Origin of the sequence: Clostridium sp. NSJ-145 (genome assembly GCF_021044725.1) — a bacterium.
In the GTDB taxonomy this organism is placed as follows: Bacteria; Bacillota; Clostridia; order Clostridiales; family Clostridiaceae; genus Clostridium; species Clostridium disporicum_B.
In genome coordinates this window covers 331697-344401 of the sequence record NZ_JAJNOS010000001.1, presented here as the reverse complement: position 1 = coordinate 344401, position 12705 = coordinate 331697, and the positions used below count along the sequence as shown (strand labels likewise).

The following is a 12705-nucleotide window of genomic DNA, read 5'->3' as shown; positions in this document are numbered from 1 at the left end:
TTATTTATATAAAGAATTATTAAATTTATAAATGGTAATATAAAAGTAATGAGATAGATTGGAGAGTAAAAATGAATTTTAAAGAGATTAAGAATAAAGGTATATTACTTTTTGATGGTGCAATGGGAACTATGATTAAAAGGTATGGATTAAATATAAATAATAATCCTGAAATATATAACTTTACTGAAGAGGATACTATAAAGAAAATACATAAAGAATATATAAAGGCAGGATCAAATGTTATAACAACAAATACATTTGGAGCAAATGATATTAGATTAAAAAATAGCAAATATTCTATAGAAGAAATAATAAGAAAAGGTATTATGATAGCAAAAGAAGTGAAAGGAGATAATGAAGATATATTAATAGCTTATGATATGGGACCAACAGGAGTAGGAGTAAATGCGACAGGAAAACTTACTTTTGATGAAGCTTATGAAATTTTCAAAAAACAGGTAATTATTGCGTCGAAAGGTGGAGTAGATTTAATTTTGATAGAGACAATACTTAGTTTAGATGAATGTAAAGCTGCAGTAAAAGCGGTTAAAGATTATAGTAATTTACCAGTGTTTTGTACATTTACATTAGATAATGATTGTAAGCTTTTTGATGGAAATACTATTGAGAAAGCTATAGAAGATATGAATAAGTTAGAAGTAGATGCCGTAGGAATTAACTGTTCTCCAGGGATAAATGGGATACACAAAATTGTTAAGAAAATAAATACGTTAACTACAAAGAATATTATTATTCAACCCAATACAAGATGTTATATGAACAATCTAAAGGAATTTATAGAAATATCAGAAAATGAGTTTTCAAAAGAAATATTAAAGTGTATTGAAGAGGGAGCAAAAATTGTTGGAGGATGTTGTGGTACTACTCCAGAATATATAAGAAGAATAAAAGAAGAGTTAAGCAAAGTATAGAAAAATATGTTAATCATCTATTTACAATAGCAACAATACCATATATACTAGTGTATATACACCAGTATATATGGTATGAATATTTTGTTTTTAGATGGGGGATTTAAAATGAATAACAGAGTTAAAAAAATGGTTCTAGCAGGATTATTAGTAGCACTCGCAATAATAATTCCAGTACAATTTGGTTTTTTAAAGATAGTTTTAGGGCCTTTTAGTGCAACATTATGTTCACATGTGCCTATGTTTTTATCCATGCTTATTTCACCGGTAGTTGCTATTGTTGTAGGAATAGGATCCGGATTAGGATTTTTTATTACTGGATTGCCACCTTATATTGCTGCAAGAGCATTAATGCATGCTCCTGTAGGATTTATTGGAGCAAAAATTGTTCAGAAAGAAAAGAATTTTAAAAAAGCTATGGTTATTACTGCTCCGCTACATGGTATTTTAGAAGCATTAATAGTAATTCCATTTGGTTTTAATTTATACGAGATGTTAGTAGTTGTAGCATTAGGTACAATAATACATCATGCTATGGATGCATCTATATCATTTGTATTATGTAAAGCAATGGCTAAAGCAAGAAGAAAAGATTTATATTCAGCATTTAATTAATAAAAATAGATGATTAAATAATTAAAGGCCTCCTGTCAAATTATGATAGGGGGCCTTTAATAGTATTTTATTTTTTACTAGATAGATTATTATGTACTTTTTCTAAATAATTATGTTGATTTACTATGTTTTCTTCAAAACTTTCTACTGCATGCTTAGTAAAGTTACCAATTTGGGATATAGGAATCGAAGTATTTTTTAAATTATTTTTTGTCATAGTAACACCATCCTCTATTTTTTAGTATGATTAATTGAAGAAAATATATTTTATGATATTATTGTTAATATAAGAAAATATACTATTTGATTATATTTTTAAGATAAAATGTTAAAAATAATAAGTATATGGTAAATCATAACAAATTGTAGTTACAATAGTTTTATATGATAACTTTATGAATGCTATAGGAAATAATAGTATTTATATTTAAATATTTATGTTTTTAATTTGTTACTATAAGTAATTAGTTGAGAGGGATAAGATAAAGATGGATGATTTAAGTCGTGCAAAGCAAGTATTAAAAGAAAAAAAAGAATTAATTTTATATGAAATAAATGAAAAGCTTAAATATGAGCAGGAAATAGAAACAAAACTTAAAGCTTTAACAAAAGCAGCAAAAGGAAATTACGATCAGGAGAAAGAAAATACAGAGAAAATTTATAACGTATTAAAGATGGATATAGAAAGTTATGAAGAAGCTATAAAGACTCCGTATTTTGCAAGAGTGGATTTTACTGAAAAGCTAGGAGCTTTAGAAAAAATATATATAGGAAAACAAGGAATATCATCTAGCAAGGATGGAGAGGAAATTGTTGTAGACTGGAGAGCACCAGTTGCTGATTTATATTATAGTGGGACAGGTGGAGAAGCGTATTATAAAGCTCCATCAGGAGTTATAGAAGGAGAATTATCTTTAAAAAGAAGATTTCTTTACAAAAATGATGATATTGAACGAATTTTTGATGAAGGTATTAATGAATTATTTATTTCAGGGGAAGAAGGAGTAGATTTAGTAGACGAATTTTTAAAGATAAACCTTGAAGAAAGCAAAGGAAAAAAGTTAAAAGAAGTAGTTGCAACTATACAAAAAGAGCAAAATGATATTATAAGATGGCCTAAAAATTTGCCTATTATAGTGCAAGGATCAGCTGGATCTGGAAAAACAACTATAGCATTACATAGACTAGCATATCTTTTATATAGATATAGGGAGTCAATGGAAGGTAAAGATATACTAGTGTTAGCACCTAATAAAATATTCTTAGATTATATATCAGAGATTTTACCTAGTCTTGGTAGTAAAGATGTTGCTCAAACTACTTTTCAAGATTTAGTAGTGAAAGAACTAAAATTAAAAGGAAAAATAAGATCAAAAGATGATAAGTTAAAGGATATTATTGAAACTGAAGATGAAACGTTAAGAAAATTTATGGTGAACTCATCTAAGGTAAAAGGGAATTTAATATTCAAAACTATAATAGATAGATATATAGCACTTCTAGATAGCAGTTCTTTAGAAATAGAAGATATAGTAATAAGTGGATACACGTTATTTTCTAAAAGGGAGATTACTAGATTATACTTAAAAGATTTAAAAGTATATCCAATAAATAAGCGTAAAGATGAAATTAAAAGATATCTTAATTTAAAGTTAAAAGAAAAAATACAAACTTTATTGTTAACTGTAGATAGAGAATGGGATTTAAAAATTAGAGAAGTTAAATCTAATTCTGAAGATAGTGAAGAGAGAAGAAGTGAGTTAAGAAAACTATACGATGAGCGAGATAGTATTAAAAATTATATAAAACAAGATTCTAAAAAGGTAATGAATGAATACTTTAAAAACTGGAGGGGTATAACTTCTAAAGATATATATTTAGATATGTTTAAAGATAAAGCTGTATTTGATATAGCTGTAGATAATAGAATACCATTTCAACTTTTAGAATATATGAAAGAGGAAGTTGTTGAGAACTTTGAAAAGGGGATAGTAGACGAAGATGATTTAGCAGCACTTTTATATATTCATATATTATTAGAAGGAATAGAAGAAAAATCGAAGTTTAAACATATAGTAATAGATGAAGCACAAGATTATAGTCCATTACAGATTGAAGTAATAACAAATTTAACAAGAGGAAACTCTTTAACTTTAGTAGGCGATTTAGCACAAGGAATTTACTATTACAAAGGTGTTAAGAGATGGGAAGATATAACGGAAAAAATATTCAATGGTAATGCAACGTATATATCTTTAACACAAAGTTATAGATCTACTGTGGAAATAATAGATTTTGCACAGAAAGCATTAGAAGCTCAAAATTTAGGGTTAACTCCAGCTAAACCTGTATTAAGACATGGTGATAAACCAATAATTAAAATGTCTAAAGATAAAAAAGAATCTGCTAAGTTTATAGAACAGATAATAGAGGAGATAGAAGGTAAAGGAAAAAGAAGTATAGGTATTATTACGAGAACCTTAGAGGAGGCTAAAGCTTTAGAAAAAAATATTAAGAAATATTGTAATAGAAAAATACAGCTTATAAAGGGAAATGAGAAAGATTCCCCAGAGGATGTGGTAATAATTCCATCCTATTTAACAAAAGGGTTAGAGTTTGATGGAACTATTATTTATAATCCATTAGAAAGTAATTATAATGATAATTTATTAAATCAAAGATTACTTTATGTTGCTTTAACGAGGGCATTACACTATCAGTATGTTATTGCTGAAGGTGAAATAAGTAGGAATATTGAGTATTAATTAATAACAACTATTAATTCAGAGTAAAATAGTCAATAATCTAACTTTTTGACTTATAATAGTTATAAATTATAGTTTAAGATTGAAATATAATTTGGTAAAATATAAAATAGAAATTAGTAATTTGGAGGTTGAATGAATGGCGGTAGAGCAGTTAAAAGAAAGTATATACTGGATTGGTGTAAAAGATCCTGAGTTAAGAATATTTGATATAATTATGGAAACGAAAAAAGGAACTACTTATAACTCTTATTTAATTAATGATGAAAAAGTAGCCATATTTGATATAGTTAAAAATGGGTTTTATAACGAGTTTAAAGAAAATATTAAAAGTATAATTGGTGAAAAGAAAATTGATTATGTTGTGGTACATCATACAGAATTAGACCATAGTGGAGCTTTAAAAGATTTAATAAAAGATTACCCAGAGGTAAAAATTGTTGGATCTAGAGCTACTTTAAAATATTTAAAAGATATTTTAAATTGTGAGTTTAACGCTAGAGAGGCTAATGAGGAAATTAATTTAGGAAATCACACACTAAGCTTTATAAGTGCTCCAAACTTACATTGGCCAGATACTATGTTTACTTATGTTAAAGAAAAGAATGTTTTATTTACTTGTGACTTTACAGGTTCTCACTTCTGTCCAGAAGGAAGTATGACATGTGAGCTTAATGATGAATATTTTTCAGAAATGAAATATTATTATGATTGTATAATGGGACCATTCCCTAAGTATGTTAATTTAGGATTAGAAAAAATTAAAGATTTAAAAATTGATATGATAGCTCCAAGTCATGGACCAATACATGTTAGAGAAATAGATAAAATATTAAATCTTTATAGAGAATGGAGTAAAGAGGTAGAAGTTGACGAAAATAAAGTTGAAATATTCTATATATCCGCTTATCATAATACAGAGATGATGGCTAATTTCTTTAAGAAAAAACTAGAAGATAAAGGGTTTAAGGCTGATGTTACAGAGATAACTACTATTCCTTTAGAAGAATCTATAGAAAAAATTTCAAAAGCAAAAGGATTCCTAATAGGATCACCAACAATAAATAAAGATGCAGTTAAACCAGCTTGGGATTTATTATCACTTGTAAGTGCTATTACAAATAGAGATAAAGTTGCAATGGCCTTTGGATCTTATGGATGGAGTGGTGAAGGAGTTCCTATGCTTACAGAAAGACTTAAAAGCTTAAAGATAAAAACAGCTCCAGGATATAAGTTCTGCTTTGTACCATCAGAAGAAAAGTATGAAGAAGCAGAAGATTATTTAGATGAATTTATAGAATTAATGAGATAATATAATAAGTTAAGAGTTAAAAGTGTAGGGTTAATGGCTTGTGAAGATAGTCAGTATAAGTGACATTTAAAAATTGCAAGCTTATAAATAGCAAAGCTGTTTATTTCAACCCAATTCACTTTTAACTCTTAATTTTTTACGCAAAAAAGTATTTATAATTTTATTATGATAACCATAAGGTATTGTATGTAATAATATGTTTAGTGTATTTGTATTTTTACTTTATATAATGTAAAATAATTAAAGGAACTTAAAGAAAAGGGGAAAATAAATGAACTACATATTATTAATTATAGGATTTTTTCTACTTATAAAAGGTGCGGATATTTTTGTAGATGGAGCTTCTGGAATATCTAAAAAGTTAGGGATTCCATCAGTAATAGTTGGATTAACTATAGTATCATTAGGGACGAGCGCTCCAGAACTTGCAGTAAGTATTGTTTCATCACTTCAAGGTAGCAATGAAATAGCAGTAGGTAATGTTTTAGGATCAAATATATTTAACACACTTATGGTATTTGGAGTAACTTTGATAATAATGCCACTTATAATAAAAAAGTCTACAATTAAGAAGGATTTTCTTATTAATATAGCAGTTACAACATTATTTTTACTTTTAACTTTCAATGGAATACTTCTTGGAAAAGAAAATTATATTTCTAGATTTGATGGATTTATATTATTGTCAGGATGTATATTATATATTCTATTTTTAATTTGGACAGTTAAGGGACAAAAAGTAGGTAAATCTAAGGATGTAGCAGCAGAAATGGCTATAGAAGATGAAGGAATAGAACATATAAATATACCTAAAAGTATAATTTCGTTAATTATAGGGGCTATATGTATAGTTATAGGTGGTAATATTGTTGTAGATTCAGCTTCAAGTATTGCAACAGCGTTGGGTATGAGCGATAAATTAGTAGGACTTACTATAGTAGCAATGGGAACATCTCTTCCAGAACTTGTTACATCAGCAATGGCAGCTTTAAAAGGTGAAGAAGATATGGCACTTGGAAATATATTGGGATCAAATATATTTAATATTTTATTAATAATAGGTGCATCTTCAATAATTACTCCAATGATAGTATCATCAACTTTAATAGTTGATTTTATATTCTTAATTTTAGTTACTATACTAATAGGTATTTTAATTTTTGCACATAAAGGCAAAGAAAAGAGATTAGGAAAACTTGAAGGAATATTATTTGTATCGTTATACATTGGATATATGGTTTATATAATATTTAGAAACTAATAAATCTCTAGGTGATAGAATTATTATTTTTTGTAATTCATATCACTTAGAGATTTTTAAATTTTATAATTGTTAACTAAAAGTTAATAAATAACTCATAATAAAATATAAGAAAACTTTAAAAAAGGTATTGTTATAAGTGGAGTTTAGAAGTATAATGATTTAATGGAGGGATGAAAATGAATTTTCAAAGTAAATTTTCGCAATATATAAAGTGGTTAGTACTTGCTTATATTGCTATAGGGGTATTTCTTTTATTTCAAAGTAAATTAATCTTAGATTTCACATTAAGTTCATTCTTATTAGTGGGACCATTTGTTTTATGTACAATAGCCTATGGAGCATTAACACTAAATAAGAAATATATAATTTCAGGTATTGGAGTAGCGGTATTATATGTGGTTTCATTAGTAGTATTTAGTCCATTAATAATGCCAAATGAACATAGAGATTTAATAGGAAGCGTTGAAGAGGTAGAGTTTTCAAGTCAAATAGAATATATAGATTTAAAACAATTACCTACTATTGATAAACAATTAGCTGCAAAATTAGCAGATAAAAAGTTAGGTGAAATACCAAGCTTAGGAAGCCAAGTTACTATTGGTGACTTAACATTACAAAGTATTGCAGGTCAATTATATTATGTTGCACCTTTAGAACATTCATCATTGTTTAAATGGTTAATTAATAATGAAGGTACAAAAGGTTATATTAAGGTAAGTGCAATAAATCAAAATGATGTACAATTAGTTACAGAACTAAATGGACAACCTATACATTTAAAATATCTTGAATCAGCATATCTTTTTAGTGATTTAGATAGAGCGGCGTATATAAGAGATATGAAAGCAGGCCATACTGACTATACATTTGAATTAGATGATGAAGGAAATCCTTATTGGGTAATAACTAGATATGATAATGCTATTGGATTAACTGAACAAAAAGCAATTGGAGTATTAATAATAGATGCTCAAACTGGAGAATCAAATATTTATGATATAGAAAACACTCCAAAATGGGTAGATAGAATTCAACCGTCAGGATATATAAATAACTATTTAAATAAATGGGGAGAATTAGTTCATGGTATTTTTAACTTTAGTGATAAAGATAAGTTAAAGACTACTCAAGGTATGAACATAATATTTAACAATGATAAATGTTATTATTATACTGGTATAACTTCAGTTGGTAATGATGAAGGATTAGTTGGATTTACATTAACAGATACTAGAACAGGGGAAACTACTATGTATAAAACATCTGGAGCTACTGAGGTTGCAAGTATGCAATCGGCAGAAGGTAAAGTTCAACAGTATGGATATAGTGCAACATTCCCATATTTAATTAACATTCAGTCAGAACCAACATATTTTATGACTTTAAAAGACTCAAATGGATTAGTTAAACAGTATGCAATGGTTAATGTTAAAAACTATAGTACTGTAGCCGTAGGGGATTCACTACAAACAACGTTAAATAGATATATTGAAGCTTTAACAAACACTAATATTTCATTAGAAGGTTCTAATAGTGAAGAAGTTCTAGAAGGTGAAGTTGAAAGAATAGGGTTAGTTATAAAAGAAGGTTCAAGCATATATGATATTAAAATTAAGGGATCAGATAATATATTCTCTGTTTCTACAGAAAGTTCTAGAGAGGTAGCCTTAACAAATGTAGGTGATAAAGTATCTCTTAAATTTATTAAAGTTGGAGATGGAAAATATATCATAACAAATTCTTTTGAGAACTTATCTTTAAAAGGTAGTAATATGGAAAGTTCACTAGAAGAAGGTAGTACGACCACAACAGAATAGATTTTATAAAAGACTACAGAATATTCTGTAGTCTTTTATTATTGATAATAATAATTTACAGAGGAATCTAGTGGAGAGTTATTTAATACCACTCCTATTACGTTTGTTTTTAATCCATCTAGTATTTCTTTAGTATTTAGTAAAGCAGATTTAGTTGTATAACCAAGCTTGGTTATTATTATTGTACCATCAACAAATGTTGATAAAGCTTGTGAATCTGCTACTAGCGGTAGTGGAGGTGAGTCTATCAGAATAAAATCAAAATTTGATGTAAGCCTATCTAAGAGAATTTTCATGCCATTAGAACTAATAAGCTCAGAAGGATTTGGTGGAATTACACCTGCTGTTAATATTGATAAGTTATTTATTCCTGATGATTGAAGACATTCTTCTAATTCGGCTTGATTTGACAGTATATGAGATAAGCCAATAATATTACTTAGTGAAAATATACGATGAATTTTAGGTTTTCGCATATCACAATCTATTATAATAACTTTTTTATTAGTTAAAGCCATAGAAATTCCTAAATTACTGATAATAGTACTCTTTCCTTCACTAGGTGATGAGGAGGTAATTAATATTTTTTTTAAGTTATAATTAACATTGCAAAATTGTAAGTTAGTTCTCAAAATATTTATTGCTTCTGACGGTAAAGATTTAGGAGATTCATTAACAAAAAGATAGTTACCTTTATTATTAATATTTACAGATGAGAAATCAGGAATTTCACCCAATATAGGAAAGGTAATTAATTCTTTTAACTCATCTTTATCCTTAATACGCTGGTCTAAGTAATTTATAAGAACAACTAAAGAAATTGAAAATATTAATCCAAGTATAAATGATAAACTTATATTTATTATTATATTAGGTTTTGTAGGCTTTTCAGGAATTGAAGCACTATCTACTAAGATAACATTATCTACTCCTCTAATCTCTGAAGAGATATTCTTTAATGAAAGTGTTAATTGATTTGCTACTAATGTTGTAACTTCTGGAACTTTACCTTCTACAGTAATATTTATAAATTCACTTTCAGTAGTAGTTTTGATTTTAATCATTGATTCCAAACTTTCTAAATTTAAATCTAATCCAGTGTTTTCTATAACATCTTGTAATACAATTTTTGAAGTGAGAAGTTCTGAATAGGTTTTAACCATCTTTTGATACATAACAACATCATAAGAACTTTGAGAAGAAGAATAATCACCTGATGTTGATTGATTTGGACCTATTATCACTGATATTTTAGATTCATATGTTGGTTCAATAAAAAAGAGCGTTGCAATTGTAGAGATGATTATTGAACTTATAGTAATTAATATAATAATTGATAGTTTTTCTTTAATAAGTTTAAAGTATTTAAATTTATTCATTATACCTCCAAAGACTATAAATAGTTATAAGATTTTAATAAGTAACAAAAGGATTTCTCTTATCATATTTATGGGAGTATAGCATGATATGTTCTAAGGAGAGAAAATATAGTTTATGGATTTGTTGAAAAAAGATAATGAAAAATACAAAATGAAAATATTGCTTGTTAATAAATTTTATTATATTAAGGGAGGATGTGAAACCTATTATTTTTCACTGAAAAAATTATTAGAAGAAAAAAATAATAAAGTAATACCTTTTTCAATGCATCATGAAAGAAATTTTTATAATGAATATGAAAATTATTTTATAAAAAATATTGATTATAATCATAGTAGTTTAGTACAGAAAATAGTAGGAGCATTTAAAATTATATATAATTTTGAAGCTAAAAGAAAAATAAGAAAATTAATAAAAGATACACGACCTGATATTGCACACTTAAATAATTTCAATCATCAATTATCACCTTCAATATTATCATCATTAAAAAAGATGAACATACCAATAATATATACAGCTCATGATTTAAAGTTAATATGTCCTAATTATAAAATGTTAAATAAAAATGGAATTTGTGAAAAATGCAAAGGTAATAGGTTTTATAATTGTACACTTAATAAGTGTGTAAAGGAATCAATGCCTTATAGCCTAATAAATACATTTGAAGCGTATATTCACTATATTTTTAATAGTTATAAAAATATAGATATGATAATTACTCCAAGTAAGTTTTTCAAAGAGAAATTTGTTGAGTTTGGATATGAAGAGGATAAAGTTAGATATCTTCCAAATTTTATAAACATAGAAGAGTATAAACCTAATTATAACTTTAAGAATTATTATATATATGTTGGAAGATTATCAGAGGAAAAAGGGATAATTAATTTAATTAAAGCAGCTGAGAAAAATAAAAAATATGTACTAAGGATAATTGGTACAGGCCCTATAGAGGGTGAATTAAAGAAGTATATAGAAGAAAGAAATATTCAGAATATAGTTTTTGATGGGTTTAAGACTGGGGATGAATTAAAAGCTTTAATTAGAAATGCTAGGTTTATGGTTATTCCTTCAATTTGGTATGAAAATAATCCTATGTCTGTAATTGAGAGTATGGCATTAGGAAAGGTGGTAGTAGGATCAAATATAGGAGGAATTCCAGAACTTATAAACAATGACAAACTATTATTTAAACATAATGATATTGATAGTATGGCTAATATAATAAGAGAAATTTTTGAGTTAACTGAAGATGAGGTTATAAAAATAGGACAGAAGAATAGGGCATTTATTGAAGAAAATTATAGTAAAGAAGTGCATTATAATAAGCTGATGGAAATTTATGAAGAAGTAATTAATAAATACGAAGGAGTTAAAAAGTAAATTAAATGCATTTTGAGAGGGAAATATGAAAAAGAAATTGTTAATTATAAACGGATATGAGCAGTTTGGATATCATACAGATACTTATAACTATTGTTTATATTTATATAAAGATTTTAGTATTACTTTTATTTCTCCATATTTAGGATTAGAAAAGATAGTCAATGAAGATATAAATATTAAATATATACCACAGATAAAAAATAGAGCTTTAAGATTTATTTTTAAAATAATATACATTATATTTTATACAATTGTAATAAATCCAGATATTATATTTTTGAAATATTTCACAGGGTGTTCTATCATTAAGAAGCTTTTTTTTAATAAGAAGTTCGTACTAGATATTAGAACATCTCAAGTTGTTGGAACTTTGAAGGAAATTAGAAGCTATAATAATAAAATCTTGAAGGAGTCTGAAGTATTTGAAAATATAACTATAATAACTGATGAAGTAAGAGAGTTACTAAAGATTCCCGAAGATAAGTGTAATATATTACCTTTAGGAGGTAAAACTTTAATTAAACTAGAAGATGATTTAAACTTAGATTTAGATAAGAAAATATCTTTAATATATGTTGGAACATTTACTAGGCGAAGGATTATAGACACAGTAAAAGCTTTTAATAAATTAAGCGAAAAGTATAATGGGGAAAACTTAGAATATAAATTAATAGGTTTTTTTGAAAATGATATAGATGAAAAGATGCTACTAGAAGAGATAAAGAAAAATCAATTTAATAATATTAAGTATTTAGGAAGAGTAAAAAATGAAGAGTTAGGAAAATACTTTTTAGAAAGTAATATAGGAGTGGCATTTATTCCTATAACAGAATACTTTACTAATCAACCTGCAACAAAGACGTATGAATATTTATTTAATGGATTGTTTGTTATAGCTACTTCTACCATTGAAAATCAAAAGGTAGTAAATAATAAAAATGGAATACTAATAGATGATACGGAAGAGGCCTTCTATGATGCTTTGGAGTATCTATATAATAATAAAGTATCATTTAGTAGAAGAGAAATAATTAATACTATTAATAATAATTCTTGGGAGAATATAAGTCTAGAATTAGATAAATATTTTAATAATATATTAGAAAATAATAAGAGATAAGTTTTACAGAATTCAAGTAAATTATGAAAAAAGTAAGTAGTTAAAGGGGGGATAGAGGTTAATAATAAGCAGAAAGTCATTATTAATATATCTATAATTACTATATTAATT

General features: G+C 26.4%; 10 protein-coding genes. 8 read left to right on the top strand and 2 right to left on the bottom strand.

Annotation, left to right across the window (positions count from 1 at the left end; translation table 11 throughout):
- Positions 1 to 71: 71 nt before the first annotated feature.
- Both LQE93_RS01770 and LQE93_RS01765 read left to right on the top strand, forming a co-directional pair.
- Positions 72 to 935: a homocysteine S-methyltransferase family protein gene (locus LQE93_RS01770; protein WP_231071760.1), complete on the top strand. Its 864-nt coding sequence runs from the start codon at positions 72 to 74 to the stop codon at positions 933 to 935.
- A gap of 108 nt (positions 936 to 1043) precedes the next feature.
- Positions 1044 to 1550 (top strand): ECF transporter S component, encoded by a 507-nt coding sequence (locus tag LQE93_RS01765; RefSeq protein ID WP_055267349.1) that lies wholly within the window; start codon positions 1044 to 1046, stop codon positions 1548 to 1550.
- Between the two features lie 67 nt (positions 1551 to 1617).
- Here LQE93_RS01765 and LQE93_RS01760 read toward each other — a convergent pair whose 3' ends face one another.
- Entirely contained in the window at positions 1618 to 1767 is a 150-nt protein-coding gene (locus LQE93_RS01760) for a hypothetical protein (protein WP_172675771.1), read from the bottom strand.
- A 271-nt stretch (positions 1768 to 2038) separates the two neighbouring features.
- On the opposite strand from LQE93_RS01760, the gene helD reads away from it, so the two are divergent.
- The 4 genes from helD (at position 2039) to LQE93_RS01740 (ending at position 8708) form a co-directional block, all read left to right on the top strand.
- Positions 2039 to 4315: an RNA polymerase recycling motor HelD gene (gene helD / locus LQE93_RS01755; RefSeq protein ID WP_231071758.1), complete on the top strand. Its 2277-nt coding sequence runs from the start codon at positions 2039 to 2041 to the stop codon at positions 4313 to 4315.
- A gap of 139 nt (positions 4316 to 4454) precedes the next feature.
- Positions 4455 to 5627, top strand: coding sequence for an FprA family A-type flavoprotein (locus LQE93_RS01750; RefSeq protein ID WP_231071756.1), 1173 nt, complete (start codon positions 4455 to 4457; stop codon positions 5625 to 5627).
- A 271-nt stretch (positions 5628 to 5898) separates the two neighbouring features.
- A complete protein-coding gene (locus LQE93_RS01745) occupies positions 5899 to 6888 on the top strand; it encodes a calcium/sodium antiporter (RefSeq protein ID WP_186838983.1) in 990 nt (329 codons plus the stop codon).
- A gap of 179 nt (positions 6889 to 7067) precedes the next feature.
- Complete coding sequence (locus LQE93_RS01740; protein ID WP_055267358.1) at positions 7068 to 8708, top strand: hypothetical protein; 1641 nt, start codon at positions 7068 to 7070, stop codon at positions 8706 to 8708.
- Positions 8709 to 8746: 38 nt separating this feature from the next.
- Here the strand turns inward: LQE93_RS01740 and LQE93_RS01735 are convergent, their stop codons facing one another.
- Positions 8747 to 10087 (bottom strand): polysaccharide biosynthesis tyrosine autokinase, encoded by a 1341-nt coding sequence (locus LQE93_RS01735; RefSeq protein ID WP_055264722.1) that lies wholly within the window; start codon positions 10085 to 10087, stop codon positions 8747 to 8749.
- 115 nt (positions 10088 to 10202) lie between these two features.
- Here LQE93_RS01735 and LQE93_RS01730 point away from each other — a divergent pair, with 115 nt between their 5' ends.
- Both LQE93_RS01730 and LQE93_RS01725 read left to right on the top strand, forming a co-directional pair.
- The gene (locus LQE93_RS01730; protein ID WP_231071755.1) at positions 10203 to 11471 is read left to right on the top strand and encodes a glycosyltransferase; all 1269 of its coding nucleotides are present in this window, start codon (positions 10203 to 10205) and stop codon (positions 11469 to 11471) included.
- Between the two features lie 25 nt (positions 11472 to 11496).
- Complete coding sequence (locus LQE93_RS01725; protein WP_231071753.1) at positions 11497 to 12594, top strand: glycosyltransferase; 1098 nt, start codon at positions 11497 to 11499, stop codon at positions 12592 to 12594.
- Positions 12595 to 12705 lie beyond the last annotated feature (111 nt).